This is a genomic window from Nocardiopsis salina YIM 90010, from assembly GCF_000341025.1.
Taxonomy (GTDB): Bacteria; Actinomycetota; Actinomycetes; order Streptosporangiales; family Streptosporangiaceae; genus Nocardiopsis; species Nocardiopsis salina.
This window is the reverse complement of sequence record NZ_ANBF01000124.1, coordinates 92,080-111,342: the sequence shown is the minus strand read 5'-3', so window position 1 is coordinate 111,342 and position 19,263 is coordinate 92,080. Positions and strand designations below refer to the sequence as shown.

The window sequence follows — 19,263 nt, the reverse complement described above, 5'->3', positions numbered from 1 at the left end:
CCCGGCCCGCGTCCGCCGAGTGCGCCGTGCGGGTATCCGCCGTCACCGCCCCTGCCGCACCCATATCCTCCGGCGGTACGGCCCTTACGGACCCGAGCAGGAAACCGGTCAAGCGTTGCGTCGATTTGCCTCCGCATCGGTGGTCATGGCCCTGACCACCGCGCTGCTCCCGATACCGGGCACACTCCCGCCCGCGGCGGCCGCGCCCGACGAGGACACCGTCGATCCACTCGTCGTGGACAGCATCACACCCGACGTGGTCGAGGAGGACGCCACCCTGCGCGTCAGTGGCCAGGTGACCAACACCACCGACGAAGAGGTGTCGGAGGTGTCCGTACGCATGCGCTACTCGCGGCACCCCTTCAGCGACCGCGACGAGCTGGACGAGTTCGCCTCCGGGAACGGCTGGCAGCCCGACGCCACCGGACCCGAGGAGGAGGTCTCCGAGGAGATGGTCCCCGACGCCGGTCAGGGGTACGCACTCAGCACCGACGTGGACGACCTCGGGCTGTCGGGGTACGGCGTGTTCCCGATGATGATCGAGGCGGTCGACGGCGACGGGACGGTGATCGGGTCCCAGTACACGTTCCTCCCCCACCTCGACTCGGACGACGACGCACCCGAGATCGACCTGGCCTGGGTGTGGCCGCTCATGGACACCCCGCAGCGCGCCGACGACGACACCTTCCTCACCGACTCCATGCCCGAGTCGTTGGAACAGCAGGGTCGCCTGGGCCGGTTGCTGGCCGCGGGCGCGCAGGTGCCGGTCGACTTCGACCCCGGCGACGACGACCTGCCGGAGGTGCTGGACCTGGAGACCTCCCCCGAGGAGGAGCCCGAGCAGGACCCCGAAGAGGGTCCTCCCGAGGAAGACGCGGCCACCGCCGAGGAGACCCCGGACCCCTCGCCCGCCGACGACGCTTCCCCGACCGAGGAGGAAGCCGAGGAGACCGAGGACGAGGACGAGGAGGAACCCGAGCCGACACGCTCAGAGGGCGTTCCGGTGACCTGGGCGGTCGACCCGGGCACGCTCGACGACGTGACCCGCGCTGCCTCCGACGACTTCGAGGTGCTCGACGACGTGCTTGCGGTCCCGGCCGAGTCCGAGCCGGTCCGGCACGGCCACGAGGCAGACGAGGCGGCCCAGGTGTGGCTGCGCGAGGCCCGCCGGGTCCTTCCGGCCGACACCGTCGTGGCATCCCCGTACGCCAACCCCGACCTGGCCGCGATGCTGCGCAACGACATCGACACGGACGCCGAGGCCTCCATCCGCATCGGCCGGGAGGCCACCATGGAGGCCCTGGAGCTGGTGCCGGACGAGTCGTACGCGCTCCCGCCCGGCGGCCTCATGGACGACTCCATGCACGAGCTGTTCTCCGAGGCCGGTGCGGACCGTTTCCTGTTGGACGGAAGCGCGATGCCGCCCGCGTCGTGGCTGTCGACGACACCTTCCGCCCAGGACGCGCTCTCCTCCCCCACCGGGGACGGCGAGGACGTCGCACTGATGAGCGACCCCGGCCTGACCGAAGTACTGTCGATGCCTTCGGAGACACAAGGCGAATCGGCTCTGGCGCTGCAGCGGTTCGCAGCCGAGACCGCGATGATCGCCGGTGAGAACACGGGCGGCGACCGGGTGGTCGTCGCCTCCCCGGAGGCCCAGTGGGACCCGGGTGAGGAGTTCGCATCCGGGGTGCTGGAGGCGACCGAGTCCCTCCCGTGGCTCAACCCAGAGAACCTCGACGACGTCGAACTCCGGCCGGAGGACGAGCGGGAGGACACCCGCGGCGACCTGACCTACCCCGAGTCCGCCTACGACACCGAGCTCAGCTCCACCTACCTGGGCCAGATCCAGGACGTCAACCGCGACGTGCGGATGTTCAACAGCATCCTGGTCGAGGACAACGACCCCTTCCGCCCAGCCCTGCTGCGCCTTTCGTCCGTGTACTGGCGCGACGAGGAGGCCCTGGCCGGTGCGATGCGCACGCTGGTGGCGCAGGACGTCCAGGACGGCCTCGACTCGGTGCGCATCATCCCCGGTGAGCCGGTGACCTTGGCGAGCCGGACCGGCATCACCGGAATCCTGGTCGCCAACGACCTCGAGGACGAGTCGGTCTACGTGACCCTCTCGGTGTTCTCGGAGAACTCCGAGCGGCTGACGGTGGAGAGCTACACCGACTCCTTCGAGATCGCTCCGGGCGCGAAGACGACCGTGTATGTACCGCTGTCGGCGCGGGTCAACGGCCGGACGGTGCTTCACACGAGCCTGCACAACTCCGCGGGAGAGCCCATCAACGCCCAGGACACGGAGATTCCGGTGAACGCGACGGGCCTGGGCACCCAGGCGTTGCTGATCAGCGGGATCGGCGTGCTGATCCTGGTGGCCGCGCTCGCGCCGCGTGCGGTGCGCAAGTGGGCGCGTTCGTCGTCGAAGTCCTCCGCCGCCGCGGCCGGCGGCCCGCCCGGGGACGGCGAGGGGGCCGAGGAGACGGAGAGCTCCGACGGCACCGGGGCGCCGGCCGGCGACGACAGCGACGAGGCAGGGTCCGAGGGTTCCGACCAGAGCGGCGAAAGCTCCGAGGCCGAGGAGACCGGCGGGCCTTCCGAGGACGCGGACACCGACGGGGGCACCGATCGGGCCGACGCCGACCAGCCAGAAGAGCCCGACGAAGCTGCACCCGACCGGGAGACCTCCGAGGCCGACAGCACACCGGACGACGACACGAGCACGCCCTCACCCGACGAGGATGGGGGAAACAGCGCTCCCGGGGCGGACGGCCCCCGCACATGAGTGCCCGGGCCCGCGCCCCCGGCGGGTCGAGAAGTCGACTCGCCGACCTCCCGACCTGTCGACACGTCCACGTGCCGACAGGCCCCGGTGTCCGCATGTCGACACAAGCGGCCGAGCGCCGTTCCCCCGCCCCGACCGGGGCCTGCCCAGCCGGACGAAAGGAAGCCTGATCCACCGTGGCCACCGACTCCCCGAACGGCGGCGGCAAACACCGCCGACGTTCCCCCCAGCAGCAGGACACGGTCGAGGGACCGCTCCCGGGCGAGAGCACGGTCCGGCCCACCGGCGGCCCCGTTCCCTCGTACGAAGAGGGTGAGCTCCCCGAGCCGACGCCCGCGCAGTCCGGCGACGACGGCCCCGGGGACGGGGGCCACAGCGCCGCCGCCAACTCCGACGACGGCGGGATGATGCGGTCCAGCGCCGTCATGGCAGTGGGCACCATGGCCTCCCGCATCACCGGGTTCGCGCGCACCATCGTGCTGGGCGCGGCCATCGGCACCCACCTGCTCGGGGACGCCTACCACACGGCCCACACGATCCCGTTCATCCTGAACGACCTGCTCATCGGCGGCCTGATGGCGAGCGTCATCGTGCCGTTCCTGGTCAAGCGCCGTAAACGTGACGCCGACGGCGGCAAGGCCACCGAGGACCGTCTGTTCACCACCACGATGCTGGCGCTGTTCACGCTGACGGCAGTGGCTGTGCTCGCGGCCGAATTCCTCATCTACCTGTACGGGTCGCGTTTCACCCCGGCACAGTTCGACGCGTCGGTGTACCTCGCGCGCTACCTCCTCACGCAGATCTTCTTCGTGGGTATGAGCGGTCTGCTCAGCGCCATGCTCAACACCCGCGGAAAGTTCGGCGCCGCCGTGTGGGCCCCGGTGCTGAACAACGTCGTCATCATGCTCGTGGCCGGGATGTTCCTGCTGGTCGCCGGCCCCGACCTGACGCCGGACGAGGTCTCCGACGGCCAGCTCACCCTGCTCGGTGCAGGTACCGCGGCGGGCATGGCGCTCCAGGCCCTGGTGCTGTTCGTCGCCCTGACCCGTACCGGCTACCGTTGGCGGCCGCGCCTCGACCTCCGCGGCTCCGGTCTGGGCGAGGCCCTGCGCACCGCAGGGTGGATGATGCTCTACACCCTCCTCACCCAGGCGGGCCTGTGGATCACCACCAACATCGCCAACGCCGCGAACGTCGCCGCTGTCGAGCAGGACCCCGACGCCGCGGTCGGTGCGGGCATCACCGCCTACAATCTCGCCTACCAGCTCTTCCAGCTGCCGTACGCGATCATCGCGGTCTCCCTCATCACCGTGCTGTTGCCCCGGATGAGCGCCCACGCCGACGACCGGAACTGGACCATGGTGCGCTCGGACTTCTCGCGCACCCTCCGGATCTCGGCGTTCGTGCTGGTGCCGATGGCGTTCGCGATCGCCCTGTTCGCGCAGCCGCTNCGCGGGTCGATCTCGGCGGCCGACGCGGCCAGCATCGGCAACATCCTCGCGGTCATGGCGCTGGGCCTGGTTCCCTTCACCATCTTCCAGCTCATGCTGCGCGTCTTCTTCGCGATGGGCGACACCCGTACGCCCGCGATGATCGCGATCGCCAACCTCGCGGTACACGCCGCCCTGGCCTTCGCCTCCTACTGGCTGCTCCCGCCTGCGCACGTGGTCACCGGTGTGGCAGCGGGCTTCATGGTCTCGTTCCTGTCCGGCCTGGTCATCGCAGGGAACATCCTCAGCCACCGGCTGGGCGGGCTTGACGGAAAGCACATCCTTGGCACATTGTTGCGCCTGCACCTGGCCGCGATCCCGAGCGTGGCCGCCGGCTTCGGTGTGCTCCACCTCTTCGACACCTACGCTGGCCCCGGCCTGCTCCACTACATCGGTGCCCCCGTCGTGGGCTGTGTCCTCGGGGCGCTGCTCTTCCTCGGGGCGGCCCGACTGCTGCGTGTCCAGGAGCTCACCTCGGCCGTGGAACTCATCCGCGGCCGCCTGCGTCGATAACGCCATCCCCCTCCCCCGACCGGGCCCCACCCGGGGTCACGACAGTTTCGACCTAGTGAAGGACCGCGCGACGGTGTCCAGCGACCACCCCCGACAGGAGCCGCCGGAGCCCCGGGATCCCGAGGCGACCGAGACAGCGGCGCACGGGCACGGAGAACGGCACACACTCGTGATGCCGGAGGACGTGCTCGACGCCTACGAGCGCAGCGAACCGCAGAGCGAGGCGGAGACCGGCCTGCGCACCGACCGGGACCCGACCGAGATCGGCGACCTGGGCACCGCAGACCGTGCGGGCCTCGAGGACGGCGACGAGGTCGGTGGATCGACCCACACCGGGTCGGGAAACATCGCGAGGTCGAGCGCGATCATGGCGCTCGGTACGGTCTTCTCCCGCGGCACGGGGTTCGTCCGCACGATCGTGCTGGCGGCGGCGATCGGCACCCAGCTCCTGGGCGACGCCTACCAGACCGCGAACATGGTCCCGTTCATGATCTACGACCTGCTCATCGGCGGGTTGTTGGCGAGCGTGTTCGTCCCCTTCCTGGTCAAGCGCCGCAAGCTCGACGAGGACGGCGGCAACCGGACCGAGCAGCGCCTGGTCACCCTGATGCTGCTCGGCCTGCTGGGCATCACCGTTCTGTCGGTGTTCCTCGCGGAGTGGTTCATCCGCATCTACGCGGGCGGGTTCACCGGGGCGCAGTACGACGTCGCGGTGATCATGGCGCGGTTCCTGGTGCTGCAGATCTTCTTCATCGGCGCCAGCGGCCTGGCCAGCGCGATGCTCAACGCGCGGAACAAGTTCGGAGCCCCGATGTGGGCGCCGGTGCTGAACAACCTGGTCATCATCGGGATCTGCCTGTGGTTCCTGGCCATCGCCGGCCCGGGGTCGACCCCCGAGGACCTCATGGCCAACCAGAGCCAGATCGCCCTTCTCGGGCTCGGCACCGTGCTCGGCCAGGTCGTCCAGGCCTCGGTGCTGATCTGGTCGCTGGCCGCGGCCGGGTTCCGGTGGCGTCCGCGCCTGGACCTGCGCGGGTCCGGTCTCGGGGAGGCCGCCGGTGCCGCCTCGTGGATGATGCTCTACATCGCGGTCGCCCAGGTGGGCGCACTCGTCTCCACCAACGTGGCCACGCGCGCGGGCGCGATGGCGGCCGAGGCCGGGTCCTCGGGCGCCGGGATCGCCGCGTACAAGTTCGCATCGATGATCTTCCAGCTGCCGTACGCGATCATCGCAGTGTCGGTGATCACGGCACTTCTGCCCCGGATGAGCGAGCACGTGGCCGCCGGGCGCAAGGACCAGGTGCGCGCCGACTTCTCGCGGGGGTTCCGGCTCTCGTCGGTGCTCATCGTGCCGATCTCGGTGGCGATGATCGTGTTCGCGATCCCGTTCTGCGTGATGATCTACGCACAGGGCAGTACTTCGGTCGAGGACGCGTCCACCATCGGCCGGATCCTGATGGTCTTCTGCCTGGCGCTGATCCCGTTCACGCTCTTCCAGCTGCAGATGCGTGTGTTCTACGCGCTCGGCGACACCCGCACGCCCGCCCTGGTGGCCCTGCCGTCGGAGGCGGCTCACGCGGTGACCGCCTTCAGCCTGCTTCTGTGGATGGAACCGCAGTACATCGTCGTCTGGCTGCCGCTGCCGTACGGCCTGTACTACGTCCTGGGGTCGATCATCATGTGGCGGCTGCTCAACAAGCGCCTCAACGGTCTGGACGGCCACCGCACGGCATCGACCCTGTTCAGACTGCACCTCGCCACGATCCCGCCGGCGCTTTTCGGACTGTTGATGATCTTCGCCTTCCAGAGCCTGCCCGGAACCCTGTGGCCGGCTCTCGGATCGATGCTGGCCGGAGGTGTCGTGGGTGCCGTACTGTTCGTCATCACAGCCAAGTTCCTGAAGGTGACAGAAGTCACAGCTTTCCTCGATCTGATCAAGGCGAAGTTGCGACGGGGCTGATCACCGGGAACACACCCCCTGGAGATCGGCCTCCGGAATGAGCCGGAAGGCGGGTCAGTATCCGTTGTCCACCAAAGGTGCTGTTCACGCGTCCTAGCATGGACAGGCACCGCTTAACCGCTACCGCATTGTTTATCCGAGCTGCCCGAAGGGAGGCTGGGGACAGCACTCAGAGCCGATGACCCCCTCGTTCGAGAACCGCGCCCCGTCCCCCAGGACGCCGGAGCCCAGCGGGATGCACAGCGAGACACGGCACTGGCGCCCGTCACTCCCATCATGAGCACCTTCCTGATCGAACCCGGGGCCAAGCTGGCCAACCGGTACCGCCTCGACGACGTCGTGAACGAGACCGGTGGTGCCACCAGATGGAAGGCCACCGACGAGACACTCGCACGGCCCGTGGCCGTGTGGACCTTCACCGAGGGCTTCCCCCGTACCTCCGAGGCCGTGCGCGCCGCACGCGCCACGAGCCGGATCCCCGACTCCCGTGTCACACAGGTCTTCGATGCCGACGACACGGCCCCCGTGCCCTACGTCGTCGAAGAGTGGGTCATAGGTTCCTCCCTCGCCGACCTGCTCGCCCAGGGCCCCATGGAGCCCGAGCGCGCGGCCGGCCTGGTCACGGAGGCCGCCGAAGCCATCGCGGCCGCCCACGAGGGCGGTCTGCACCACCTCTGCCTGACCCCCGACAAGCTCATGTGGAGCAGCGGCGGCGCGGTCAAGGTCACCGGCATCGGTGTCGACGCCGCCCTTCTGGGTGTCGGCGTCCAGGACCCGGCCGGGGCCGACGCCCAGGGCCTGGGCAACCTGCTCTACGCAGCGCTGACCGGTACCTGGCCCGGAACCCAGCAGAGCTCGCTGCCGCCGGCACCCCAGGGCCCCGGCGGCCCCGCGCCCGCCGACCAGGTGCGCCCGGGCATCTCCGAGCCCCTGGCCACGATCTCCACCCGCGCAGCCCTGCCGCAGCTGGTGGGGCAGGTCGTGCCCGGTCCTGCCCTGACGACCCCGGCCGACTTCTGCCGCGCCATGGCCGACGTGCCCCGGCTCATCCCACTGCCGGTGTCCCCGGCCGAACCGGTGCCCGAGCCCGAGCAGGGCACCTCGCGCCGCACCGGTGAGTTCGGCAGCACCGGGACCGGTCCCNCTGCTGCCGCACCCGCCGGCTCGCCCAAGGGGCGGCGGCGCTCCCCACAGCAGCAGAGCACGGCACGCAAGGCCCTCGTGTGGGGGGCGGCCGGGCTCCTGTTCGTCGGTGTGGTCGCCGGCGCGTGGACCCTCGGGTCGATGATGCGCCCGTCCGAGGAGGCCTCCCCCAGCGGGGACTCCACCAGTGACGACGAGGTGGAATCGGCCGACCTCGAAGCGCTCCAGATCTCCCAGGCCGACGGTTTCGATCCGCTCGGTGACGGCAGGGAGCACGGAGACAACGCCCCGAACGTCCTGGAGAGCAACGGCGAGGTCTGGAACACCGAGGGTTATCAGGACCCCATGGGACAGACCAAGTCCGGTGTCGGGCTCCTGCTCGACATGGGCCAGAGCCAAGAGGTGCACGAGCTCGATCTCACCGTTCCGGAGAACACCTACGGCGTGCAGATCCGGGTCGGCGACACCCGCACCGAAACCAACCAGGGCGAGGAGGTCCTGGACTCCGACCTCCCGGTCCATTGGCAGGGCCAGGTCTCCGGCGAGGAGACCATCGAGCTCGACGACCCCGTTTCCGGGCAGTACGTCGTGGTCTGGTTCGTCGAGATGCCGTCCGACGGCGGGACCTTCCGCGGAACAGTGAACGAGGTCGAGGTACGCGGCATCCAAGAGTGAGGAACGCGGCGTCCGAACGTGGGGTATGTGATCAGCGCTGATGGAGTCGGTCCACGAGCTCTCCGACCGTGAGCTTCTGACGAGGCACGCAGACGGCGACGGCCAGGCCTTCGCGGTCCTGGTGCGGCGTCACCGCGAGCGCCTCTGGGCTGTCGCCGTGCGCATCATGTCCGACCCGGAGGAAGCTTCCGACGCTCTGCAGGACGCGTTCCTGTCCGCCTTCCGCGCGGCGGGCCGGTTCCGGGGTGAAGCGCAGGTCAGCACCTGGATGCACCGCATCGTCGTCAACGCCTGCCACGACCGCCTGCGGCGCCGCAAGGTCCGCCCCGCGACCCCGACGGAGGGCGAGACGCTCGACGTGCTCGCCAACGACCAGGACCTGCGCGGGGGCCGCACGCACGACCACGCCGCCCGTACCGAGACCCGCCTGGTCGTGCGTGCCGCACTGAAGGACCTCCCGATCGACCAGCGCATGGCCCTGACCCTCGTCGACATGCTCGGATACCGGGTGGAGGAGGCCGCCGAGATCCTCGAGGTGGCTTCGGGCACGGTCAAGAGCCGTTGTGCGCGAGGGCGCGCGAAACTCCTCCCCTCGCTCGCGCATCTGAGGAACCCTCGGTCCTCTCGAGACGTCACATCTGAGAGAGGAGGTGCCAATCCATCGTGACGTCCCATCCCGAGGTGGAGGCACTCGCCTTCTTCGCCGAAGGGCTCCTGGAGCCGGACGAGGAACGCAACGTCGCCCTGCACGTCGAGTCCTGTGAAGAGTGCTCGAAGACCCTGGACGAGTTGTCCAACGTCTCCCAGGTCCTGGCCGCAGCGCCGGCCCCCGAACTTCCCCAGGACGTGGCCGACCGCCTCGAACAGCAGATCGCCGAGGCCGTCCGCGACCGCGCGGTCGACCCCGCGGAGACCACCGGCGCCTCTTCCGAACCAGGACCGTCGGAGGTACCTGTAGCCGAACCGCTGCCGCCCGAGGGCGCTCCGGTCGCGAGCCTGTCCGAACACCGCAAGCGCNAGGATGGCTGCCGCTGCCGCGGTGTTCGTCGCTGGTGGAGGTGCCGCCGTGGTCAACGGGGTCCTCACCCAGGAGGACGACCAGAGCGCCGCCGCCCCGCTCGCGGACGACCCCGAGGCCGGGCACGAGTCGGCTCCCGACACCGCGCAGGCATACACACCCGAGCTCGTGCGGAGCGGGACCTCCTACACCGGTGAGGCCCTCGCCGAGCAGGCCTCCGAGACCCTGGACCGCTCCCCCGTGGGCGGAGCGTCGGAGGAAGAGCCGCTGCCGGCCGAGTCGACCGTTCCGCCGGGTACCGAGGCCTGCGCGACCGGTGCTGCCGAGGAGCTGGACCTGCGGGTGGTGCTGGTCGACGACGCACTGTACGGCGCTTCCCCGGACTCGGCCTGGGTCATGTTCGCGCCCGACGGCGACGACGTCGAGGTGCTCGTGATCGAGGCCGGCTGCGACCGGGCCGACGAGGTCGGGGAGAGCATCCTGGACCAGGAGACCATCGAGTCGGCCTGATGCCGCCAGATCGTTCTGTCGACAGAGCGTCCTGGCGATCCGTCTCCTCCGAGCTCCGCCGTCCCTGTCGGGATGTCCGTGTGTCGACACGTCGACCCGTACTGCCGTTCCGCGCCCCTACCCGGTCTTCCCGGGACACCAGCCCCTTCTCGTGGGCGATGACGACGAGGGCGGCCCGGTCGCGTGCGTGCAACTCGGCGATCAGACACCCCACGTGGGTGCGGGCGGTCTCCGGACTCAGGTGCCGATGCTGTCCGGTCTCCCTGTCGGACATGCCGCGGCCGGCCAGAGGCCGGCACATCACGTTCCCGCCCGGTCAGTACTGAGAGCCGTTCCTCCGCTCCGGGGGACGGGACCGAGGACACCACCCGCTCGACGACCCTGCGGGTGATGCCGGCGAGAGCAACGCCTCCCCCGCTGCAACCGTTCGGACGGCCCCGCGCAGTTCGTCGGGGGCGGCGTCCTCGAGCAAGAACCAGGCCGCCCCGAGGCGTGTGCGGCGAAGACGTTCGGGGCCTCGCCGAAGGTGGTCAGCACCGCCACGCCTGTGTCGACATGCCTCTGTGCGGACGTGGCGTCCTGTCGCCCTGCCGACCTGTGCCTCGCGCATCCCCACGAGCCCGCTGCCGTCCCTCCAGTTCGGGGCCGCTCCGTCCCGGCCACATCACAGTGAGGCCGTCCGCGTCGAGGGGGAACTCCACACGGTCCCAGTGTGGGCAGGGTGTGAGCGAGCGCGTTCGTGAGGGCCTCCTGCACGACCCTGCGGGCAGTCGTGTCGGCCATGGCGGACAGCTCCCCGTGCTCCGGGCGACCGCTCACCTCGGCGGTGAGACCAGCGGCGTGCACCGCGGTGGTCGGATCGCCGAGGAGGTGCACGAGGGAGGCGGTCGCGTCGGTCGTACGAGCGCGGTGCTGCGGATTTCCCGGGACCTCCGGCCGACCCGATTGCGCTCGACCCGATCGCGGCCACGAACGCCCTGTGGGGCTCGGGGCGGGTCTGATCGCGCTCGGGTCCGGATCGGCCTCCCGCGCCCGCCGCAGGGACACCTGAGCGCCGCCTGGGGGACAGCGAGGGGGCCTCCACGGGTCCTGTCCTGCGCTTGTACTGGTATACCCCTCCCCCGTACACGGAGGCCCTGTCCGATCGGGAATAGCCGGACGCTTACCATCGGTTGTGCTAACCATTCTCCCCGAGGTCACGCCGGGTGGCCGGGGCAGCGATTGTGCGAAGGGCCAACGAGCGTGAGTGACGTCCGCAATGTGATCATCATCGGTTCCGGGCCCGCGGGGTACACCGCGGCCGTCTACGCAGCACGCGCCGAGCTGCGCCCGCTGGTCTTCGAGGGTTCCATCACCGCCGGTGGCGCGCTCATGAACACGACCGACGTGGAGAACTTCCCCGGATTCCCCGACGGGATCATGGGGCCCGACCTCATGGACAACATGCGCAAGCAGGCCGAGCGCTTCGGCGCCGAGCTCGTCCCCGAGGACGTGACCGAGGCAGACCTCACCAAGCCGGTCAAGGAGGTCGTCGCCGGCGGCGAGACCTTCTACGCCCACACCGTCATCCTCTCCACGGGGTCGGGCTACCGCGAGCTGGGGGTGCCCGGTGAGAAGGAGCTCTCCGGTCGGGGCACCTCCTGGTGCGCCACCTGCGACGGATTCTTCTTCCGGGACCAGGACATCGCCGTGGTCGGCGGCGGCGACACCGCGATGGAGGAGGCCCTCTTCCTCACGCGTTTCGCCAAGTCCGTCACGGTCGTCCACCGCCGCGACGAGCTGCGCGCCAGCGCCATCATGGCCGAGCGCGCCCACGCCAACGAGAAGATCAGCTTCGTGTGGGACACCGAGGTCACCGAGGTGCTCGGTGAGGAGCGTGTCACGGGCCTGAAGACCTACAACAACAAGACCGGCGAGTCCGGCACCCTGGAGGTGACCGGCCTCTTCGTCGCCATTGGCCACGACCCCCGCGTCGAGCTGTTCGACAAGCAGCTCGAGCTCGACGAGGAAGGCTACGTGAAGGTGGAGTTCCCCTCCACCCGCACCACCCTCCCCGGCGTCTTCGCTTCCGGCGACGTCGTCGACCACGAGTACCGCCAGGCGGTCACCGCCGCCGGGACCGGCTGCTCGGCCGCGCTGGACGCCGAGCGCCACCTCGCCGCGATGGGTAACTGACACCCCGCTCGACCACGCGGCCGCGGTCCCCGTCTCCCAGGGGTGACCGCGGCGCCGAGACCAGACCCCTCACGTTCCGCCAACCGAGGAGAACCATGTCCAACGTCAAGACCACCACAGACGCGTCCTTCAAGGACGACGTCCTCTCCAACAGCAAGCCCGTCCTCGTGGACTTCTGGGCGGACTGGTGCGGGCCGTGCAAACAGATGGCCCCGGTTCTGGACAAGCTGGCGGAGGAGTACGGCGACAAGATCGAGGTCGTCAAGATCAACACCGACCAGAACCCCGACACCCCCCGCACCTACAACGTCATGTCTCTGCCGACCATGAACGTCTACAAGGACGGCGAGGTCGTCAAGCAGCTCATCGGCGCCAAGCCCAAGCGCGTCCTGGAGAAGGAGCTCGCCGAGTTCCTGTGACCCGCAGAGGTCCCCGGAAACACGAGGGCCCCGGAGTGGATGCGAACCGCTCCGGGGCCTCTTCCATGCGCGGTGTTTCACGTGAAACACCGCGGGCGGACGGTCAGGAGGCGCGACCGTCCATCTGCTCCATGATGCGCTCGAGGTCCTCCATCGTCGCGAACTCGACGACGATCTTCCCCTTCTTCTTTCCGAAGTCGACCTTCACCGTGGTGTCGAAACGGTCGGACAGACGCGTGGCCCACTCCTCCGCTTGCGGTGGCGGGGCCGGACGCCCGGTGTTACGCCGTGTGCGGTCGTGGTCCTCGACACCGTGACCGCTCTTCTGCAGAGCAATGGTCTCCTCAAGGGAGCGCACCGACATGCCTTCGAGGTTGATCCGCTCGGCGAGCCGCTCCTGCAGGTCCGGGTCTTCCACAGCCAGCAGCGCCCGCGCGTGGCCTGCGCTCAGCACACGGGCACTCACCCGTGTCTGCACCTTGGGCGGCAGGTTGAGCAACCGGAGAGTGTTCGTGATGTGCGACCTCGACCGGCCCAACCGCTGGGCGAGTTCGCCGTGGGTGGCTCCGAAGTCGTCCAACAGTTGCTGGTATGCAGCGGCCTCCTCCAGCGGGTCGAGCTCCTGGCGCTGGAGGTTCTCCAGGAGCGCGTCCCTGAGCAACTCGTCGTCGCCCGTGCTGCGCACGATCGCGGGGATGCGCTCGAGACCGGCCTCCTTGCTGGCCCGCCAACGGCGCTCACCCATGATGAGCTCGTAGCGCTGCACGCCGTCCTCGACGGCGATCTTGCGCACCACCACCGGCTGCAGGAGGCCGACCTCGACGATCGAGTCACGCAGCTCCTCGAGCGCCTCGTCGTCGAAGTTGACCCGTGGCTGCCGGGGGTTCGGTGTGATCGCGCCGAGCTCCACCTCTTCCAGATACGTCCCGTCGGCCAACCCCGCCGGATCCTCCGGGGTCACGTCGACGACCTCGGGGACCTCCGGAACGGGGGCCGGCTCGGGGGCCTCACCGCCCTCGGACGGCGCGGGGGCCGCCGGCCCCTGCGGGATGAGCGCCCCCAGTCCCTTGCCCAGCCCGCGCCGCTGCTGACTCACCGGCAATTCCCTCCAGATTCCTTCGTGCGAACGTCGTGCACCCCGGGGCCACCCCGAGAACACGGAAACGACCGACCCGTCAACGACCGGCGTTCGGCGCGCGATGGGCCATCTCCCGCGCGGAGTCCGAGTATGCGGACGCACCCGTCGATGACGGGTCGTAGGTCATGACCGACTGGCCGTAACTCGGTGCCTCGGAGACCCGCACACTGCGCGGAACCACCGTGTTGAGGACGACCTCACCGAAGTGGGACCGGACCTCGTCGGCGACCTGCTGGGAAAGGCGGGTGCGGCCGTCGTACATCGTCAGCAGGATCGTACTGATGGACAGGCCGGGGTTCAGGTGGGACTGCACGAGTTCCACGTTCCGCAGAAGCTGACCCAGGCCTTCCAGCGCGTAGTACTCACACTGGATCGGAATCATGACCTCGTCGCAGGCGACCATCGCGTTGACAGTGAGCAGGCCCAGCGAGGGAGGGCAGTCCACGAGGATGTAGTCCAGCTCGGAGGTGTCATAAGCGCTGAAAGCACGCTTGAGTCGTGCCTCGCGTGCGACGAGGGAGACGAGCTCGATCTCGGCGCCCGCCAGGTCGATCGTGGCCGGCGCACACCACAGGTTGGGGATGTCGGGGACCGGCTGCGCCAGTTTACGGATCTCTTCGTCCTCCACCAGGCAGTGGTAGATGGACCGGGTCTGGTTGTCGCGCTCGACACCGAGCGCTGTTGAGGCGTTCCCCTGGGGGTCGAGGTCGACCACGAGCACACGCTGCCCGTGCATCGCGAGAGCGGCGGCGATGTTGACCGTCGTAGTGGTCTTGCCGACGCCGCCCTTCTGGTTGGCCACACTGATCACGCGGCAACGCTCGGGGCGCGGCCACACTTCCTTCTGCCCGCGTGTGGACGTGGCAGTATGGGCGGCGTGAGCCAGGGGTGTCTTCGGTGCCGCGGGCGTACGTGTTTCACGTGAAACACCGTCGCCGTCGAGCAGATCACCGTAGGCGCCCGCCGCTGTTTCACGTGAAACAGCGGCCTGGTCGGCTGGGTACTGGGGCACGAATGAGTTCACCTCTTCCGTCCGCGCTTCTTCTTGCCGCCCCTCGGCTTCTGAGACCCGGGGGGCGGACCACCGTCGGATGTCACCGTGACGCGAACGACCGTGGTAGCGGGATCGACTTTACCCCGGCCCACCCGGATCACATCGCTAACACTTGGCCGCAATTTTGAAACGTCTTTCTCTGCGGCTTCCAGTTCGGCCTCGGCCTGCTCTCCCTTGAGCGCGAGAAGACTCCCGTTCTTACGCAGGAGCGGCAGTGACCACCCCGCGAGCCGACCCAACGGAGCGACCGCACGGGCGGTCACGAAGTCTGCCGAAAGATCGCCACGCACCTCTTCGGCACGACCGCGACGCACCTGCACGTTGGACAGCTCGAGCGTCTCCACCGCTTCCTCGAGAAAGACCGTACGACGCAAGAGCGGTTCCAGGAGCGTCACGTTGAGATCGGGGCGCATCAGCCCGAGAACCACCCCGGGTAGTCCGGCACCCGACCCCACGTCGATCACGTCGGCCCCCTCCGGGAGGACCTCCTCCACGACAGCGCAGTTGATCAGGTGCCGCCCCCAAAGGCGCGGGACCTCACGCGGGCCGATGAGCCCCCTGCGGACGCCGTCGTCCGCAAGCAGATCCGCGTAACGGCGGGCCTTGGTCAAGGAGTCACCGAAGACAGCCTCCGCCTCCTGCGGCGGGGCTTCGGCAGCGGGCGGGACGTCAGGCCCCGAGGTCATCGGACACCACCTGTCGGTACTCGTCCATAGTCATTTCCATGCTTACGCGGCCACCCGGGCGCGGACTCTCCCGGCGCGGCCGAACGGGGTGCGTGGGGCAGGGGTTCTTGAGGCCGACCACCGTCGGGTCGCCCCCGTCGATCTTATGCGGGACACCGCGCCGCCATCACCGCCGACTCGGGGATCGGGTGTTTCATCGGCCCTGTTTCACGTGAAACAGGGAGCTCGGAAGCGGGTCGAGTTGGGCATGGACCCGCAAGTCGCCATGGCGACAAGGCGATACGGTGTCGCCCCGCCGAAGAGGCCTGCGCCCCACCACTCGTCACCCGTTTTTCACCCTCCCGCGGCCGCCATGTCGACATGACCATGAGTCGGCGAACGGTTTCACGTGAAACTGCAGGAGGTCGTCTCGCCGCTGAGCCACAGCAGCAGAGGCACATGAGTGAAGCATGGCGCCGGCACAAACACCCGATACCGAGCCCCGGACAGCCGGCCCGAGGACACTCGCCACCCTCCGAAGCCGGGCGCCCCTCCGGCGCCCGACACCCCTACGCGGTTGCACGTGAAACGACAGGCCGATAGATGTCCATGTCGACACGAGACCAGGGCTCTGGCGCATGCGCGATGAGGCGGGAAGGACGGCGCGGGACACCAGTTGCTGAACGGGGGCAGAGATCCACCCCGAAGCGACCCGTCACCATGTCGACCTGACGACACGCCGCCCCCCTGTTTCACGTGAAACAGGGGGGCGGCGACTCCGCGTCGACAGCGGCCAGCGCATGTGTTTCACGTGAAACAGGTCCGGACACGACAAGGGGCGCCGGTGCTCTCGCACCGACGCCCCGAATTCTGCGTGCGGCCTTCAAGCGGGGTTGACCACCACGTACCGATTGGGCTCCTCGCCCTCCGACTCGCTCGTCAGCCCCGCAGCGGCGACGGCGTCGTGCACGACCTTGCGTTCGAACGGGGTCATGGGCTCCAGGGAGTGGGACTCCCCGCTCTCCTTGACCTTGTCCGCAGCGTCCGTGCCGACCTGGAAGAGCACCTTGCGCCGCCCCTCGCGGTACCCCCCGATGTCGAGCATCAGGCGGCTGCGCTCACCCGTGGCCCGGTGCACGGCCAAGCGGGTCAGCTCCTGGAGCGATTCCAGGACCTCACCGTCGTCACCGATGAGCTCGTCGAGAGTCGCACCGACCACGGAGACGAGAGCTCGGTCGCCCTCGACGTCCATGTCGATGTCCCCGTCGAAGTCACCGATGTCGAGGAGGCCCTCGATGTAGTCCGCGGCGATGTCGCCCTCGTTCTCCAGAGCTTCGACGTCGATACCGGACCCAGGCGCCTCTGCCACCGCTACTCCACCGCTCTCTTCCTCGCTACGTCCCACAGCGATCCCGTCTCCTCGTTCACGTCGTGACCTTCAGGGCATTGTCGCCCGCGTACGCGACTGTGTGCGCGGCCGACACGAAGCACGACAACGGTCTCCGGCCGGGCCGTCGGGGTCCCGTCAGGAACCGCCACCCGTGCGCTTGGAACGCGGCTGCTTCTTCGGCTGCTTGCGTTCGATCTTAGGCTGTTCCTTCGGCTCGAGCTCGGGTTCGGTCCCCTTCTTGCGGCCGAGCATGCCCTTGGCCGAACCGTTGTCCTTGGCCTTTTCCTCCTCACCCGGGGCCGGCTGGTTCCGGTAGAGGATGTGCTGCTGACCCATGGTCCAGACGTTGGAGGTGACCCAGTAGACCAGCACACCGACAGGCATCATGAGGCCGAAGAGCCCGAAGAGGGGCGCCATGTACATCATGATCTTCTGCGTCTGCATCATCGGGTTGTCAGGCTGCTGAGCCATGCTCCGCTTGATGCTCTGCCGCATGGTGAGGAAGGTCGTCAGACCCATGGTCACACACGCGATCGCGATGACGACCTTGGCGATGATGGGGTCGGAGGCGCCAAGGGCGGCCAGCTCCTGCTCGGAGGAGTTGAACTGGGCGGCGATGGGAGCCGCGAAGATCTGGGCCTCACGGGCCTGCTCGACCAACTGCTCGTCGAATCCGAACCGGGCGTTGCCCTCAGCGACGTTGCGCAGCACATTGAACAGCGCGAAGAAGACCGGCATCTGCAGGAGGAGCGGGAGACAACCCATGATCGGGTTGGTACCGCTCTCCTGATAGATCTTCATGGACTCGCGCTGCAGGCGTTCCTTGTCGTGCTTGTAGCGCTCCCGAAGCTTGGCGATCTTCGGTTGGACCTCCTGCATCTTGCGCTGCGTGTTCATCTGTTTGACGAACAGCGGCACCAGAAGCAGGCGCATGACGACGGTGAGCAGCACGATGGACAGGCCCCACGCCCACCCGCTCTCGGGGTTCAGGCCCACGGCGGTCAGACCCGCATGGATCCAGACCAATACGTGGCCGACGATGTTGTAAAGCCAGTCCAGCACCGGCCAACTCCTAGGTGATTCGTTCGGCTAGCGGTCTCCGGGGCGGATTCCCGGGTCACCGGGTCCGTCCGCCGAGTCATCGGGAGCGGGCTCCCGTTCGGACCCGGGTCCGCCGTCGGAGGCGGCCCGGTCGGTACGAATACCCCGGGGAGGCGGGACGGGGTCCAGGCCTCCGGGGTGGAAGGGATGGCAGCGCGCGATCCGTGCGACGGCGAGCCACAGCCCGCGGAGAGCGCCGTGCACGCGCAGAGCCTCCATGGCGTACGCGCTGCACGAGGGGTAGAAGCGACAGACCGGCGGGAAGAGCGGGCTGATGAAGCGTTGGTATCCCCGGATGGGCAGCATCAGCACCCGCGCGACCGCGGTCGGTCTGTGCTCGGTCATCGGCCGGCCCACCGTTCTCCGGCCGCCTCGGGGCGGCGGTTCCCGTCTGCTTCACCGTGCGCCGGGCCTTCGGGCGGGCGGGGCCGTCCACGGCCGCGGGGGCGCCGCGAGGCACTCTTCGGGCGCTTCGCGGCGGCGATCGCACTGTCCAGTTGCGCGGCCAGATCCTCGTTCCGTGCAGTGGCGGAGGAGGGTTTGGCACGCACAACCAGAAGGCTACCGTCTGGCAGATCGCCCAGCCGAGACCGCATCAGGTGACGGAGGCGGCGCTGGACCCGCTTGCGGACGACCGCTCCCCCGACCGCCTTGCTCACGACGAAGCCGACGCGGGGTGGTTCGAGGCCGGCCCCAGGTCCGGTAGAGGGTGAGAGATAGACCACCGCCAGGGTCTCGCGGGAGGAACGCCGTCCGGTTCGCATCACGGAGCCGAACTCGGAGCTGTGGCGCATCCGGTTCTTCGGCGACAGCATGGATTCCTCCCGGCTCTCCGCGTCTTCCCATGACAAAGGGACCGGCCGGCGAGTGGCCGGACCGGTCCCCGAGAGTGTGGGTCTCGCGCGTGACCTAGTGGCTCACGCTCAGAGCCTTGCGCCCCTTGCGACGGCGCGAGGCGATGACGGCGCGACCGGCGCGCGTACGCATGCGCAGCCGGAAGCCGTGGACCTTAGCGCGACGCCGGTTGTTCGGCTGAAACGTACGCTTGCTCACTTAAGGCTCCAGGGGCGTGTCAGGAAATACATACGACAGACCCCCAGGATATGCGGGGTCGTGCTGTGCTCATGCGCCGAGTACGCGTCACCGGGTGCTGAGCACACGGGCGCAGACAGAATCATCGGCATAAGCATAAAGAACATACGGGCTGGCCCGCGCGGGGTCAAA

The 19,263-nt window shown here is 68.9% G+C and carries 16 protein-coding genes; 8 read left to right on the top strand and 8 right to left on the bottom strand.

The genetic code is table 11. The features are described 5' to 3' along the window. The first annotated feature begins 139 nt into the window (after positions 1-139). The 8 genes from D474_RS0114100 (at position 140) to trxA (ending at position 12,691) form a co-directional block, all read left to right on the top strand. Positions 140-2,788, top strand: a complete 2,649-nt coding sequence (locus D474_RS0114100) for a DUF6049 family protein (protein WP_017614203.1) — start codon at positions 140-142, stop codon at positions 2,786-2,788. Positions 2,789-2,964: 176 nt separating this feature from the next. Next, on the top strand, positions 2,965-4,791 hold the full coding sequence (murJ, locus tag D474_RS0114095; RefSeq protein ID WP_017614202.1) for a murein biosynthesis integral membrane protein MurJ: 1,827 nt from the start codon (positions 2,965-2,967) through the stop codon (positions 4,789-4,791). A 73-nt stretch (positions 4,792-4,864) separates the two neighbouring features. Further along, complete coding sequence (gene murJ, locus D474_RS0114090; protein WP_026118479.1) at positions 4,865-6,751, top strand: murein biosynthesis integral membrane protein MurJ; 1,887 nt, start codon at positions 4,865-4,867, stop codon at positions 6,749-6,751. A 276-nt stretch (positions 6,752-7,027) separates the two neighbouring features. Continuing rightward, the gene (locus tag D474_RS0114085) at positions 7,028-8,569 is read left to right on the top strand and encodes a protein kinase family protein (RefSeq protein WP_017614200.1); all 1,542 of its coding nucleotides are present in this window, start codon (positions 7,028-7,030) and stop codon (positions 8,567-8,569) included. 40 nt (positions 8,570-8,609) lie between these two features. Continuing rightward, on the top strand, positions 8,610-9,236 hold the full coding sequence (sigM, locus tag D474_RS0114080; protein ID WP_017614199.1) for an RNA polymerase sigma factor SigM: 627 nt from the start codon (positions 8,610-8,612) through the stop codon (positions 9,234-9,236). A gap of 354 nt (positions 9,237-9,590) precedes the next feature. After that, on the top strand, positions 9,591-10,097 hold the full coding sequence (locus D474_RS33380; protein WP_017614198.1) for a hypothetical protein: 507 nt from the start codon (positions 9,591-9,593) through the stop codon (positions 10,095-10,097). 1,242 nt (positions 10,098-11,339) lie between these two features. Further along, positions 11,340-12,272: a thioredoxin-disulfide reductase gene (gene trxB / locus D474_RS0114070; RefSeq protein WP_026118478.1), complete on the top strand. Its 933-nt coding sequence runs from the start codon at positions 11,340-11,342 to the stop codon at positions 12,270-12,272. A 95-nt stretch (positions 12,273-12,367) separates the two neighbouring features. Then, positions 12,368-12,691, top strand: coding sequence for a thioredoxin (trxA, locus tag D474_RS0114065; protein WP_017614196.1), 324 nt, complete (start codon positions 12,368-12,370; stop codon positions 12,689-12,691). A 103-nt stretch (positions 12,692-12,794) separates the two neighbouring features. On the opposite strand, the gene D474_RS0114060 is transcribed toward trxA, so the two are convergent. The 8 genes from D474_RS0114060 to rpmH all read right to left on the bottom strand — a co-directional run bounded on the left by D474_RS0114060 (position 12,795) and on the right by rpmH (position 19,092). Then, positions 12,795-13,787, bottom strand: a complete 993-nt coding sequence (locus D474_RS0114060) for a ParB/RepB/Spo0J family partition protein (RefSeq protein WP_017614195.1) — start codon at positions 13,785-13,787, stop codon at positions 12,795-12,797. A 79-nt stretch (positions 13,788-13,866) separates the two neighbouring features. Beyond that, positions 13,867-14,640: a ParA family protein gene (locus tag D474_RS0114055; RefSeq protein ID WP_017614194.1), complete on the bottom strand. Its 774-nt coding sequence runs from the start codon at positions 14,638-14,640 to the stop codon at positions 13,867-13,869. A 209-nt stretch (positions 14,641-14,849) separates the two neighbouring features. After that, complete coding sequence (rsmG, locus tag D474_RS0114050) at positions 14,850-15,569, bottom strand: 16S rRNA (guanine(527)-N(7))-methyltransferase RsmG (protein WP_017614193.1); 720 nt, start codon at positions 15,567-15,569, stop codon at positions 14,850-14,852. A gap of 862 nt (positions 15,570-16,431) precedes the next feature. Beyond that, on the bottom strand, positions 16,432-16,917 hold the full coding sequence (locus D474_RS0114045; protein ID WP_017614192.1) for a Jag family protein: 486 nt from the start codon (positions 16,915-16,917) through the stop codon (positions 16,432-16,434). Between the two features lie 156 nt (positions 16,918-17,073). Beyond that, complete coding sequence (gene yidC / locus D474_RS0114040; RefSeq protein WP_017614191.1) at positions 17,074-18,000, bottom strand: membrane protein insertase YidC; 927 nt, start codon at positions 17,998-18,000, stop codon at positions 17,074-17,076. Positions 18,001-18,027: 27 nt separating this feature from the next. Continuing rightward, entirely contained in the window at positions 18,028-18,384 is a 357-nt protein-coding gene (gene yidD, locus D474_RS28750; RefSeq protein WP_051050977.1) for a membrane protein insertion efficiency factor YidD, read from the bottom strand. Next, a complete protein-coding gene (rnpA, locus tag D474_RS0114030) occupies positions 18,381-18,854 on the bottom strand; it encodes a ribonuclease P protein component (protein ID WP_017614189.1) in 474 nt (157 codons plus the stop codon). Before rnpA ends, yidD begins: the two co-directional genes overlap by 4 nt. Before the next feature lie 94 nt (positions 18,855-18,948). Next, positions 18,949-19,092 (bottom strand): 50S ribosomal protein L34, encoded by a 144-nt coding sequence (gene rpmH, locus D474_RS31065; protein WP_083931828.1) that lies wholly within the window; start codon positions 19,090-19,092, stop codon positions 18,949-18,951. Positions 19,093-19,263: the final 171 nt, after the last annotated feature.

Coding starts and splice junctions, on each gene's coding strand:
- sigM (WP_017614199.1), top strand. CDS start 8,610: ATGGAGTCGGTCCACGAGCTCTCCGACCGTGAGCTTCTGACGAGGCAC.
- D474_RS33380 (WP_017614198.1), top strand. CDS start 9,591: ATGGCTGCCGCTGCCGCGGTGTTCGTCGCTGGTGGAGGTGCCGCCGTG.
- trxA (WP_017614196.1), top strand. CDS start 12,368: ATGTCCAACGTCAAGACCACCACAGACGCGTCCTTCAAGGACGACGTC.
- rsmG (WP_017614193.1), bottom strand. CDS start 15,569: ATGACCTCGGGGCCTGACGTCCCGCCCGCTGCCGAAGCCCCGCCGCAG.
- yidD (WP_051050977.1), bottom strand. CDS start 18,384: ATGACCGAGCACAGACCGACCGCGGTCGCGCGGGTGCTGATGCTGCCC.
- rnpA (WP_017614189.1), bottom strand. CDS start 18,854: ATGCTGTCGCCGAAGAACCGGATGCGCCACAGCTCCGAGTTCGGCTCC.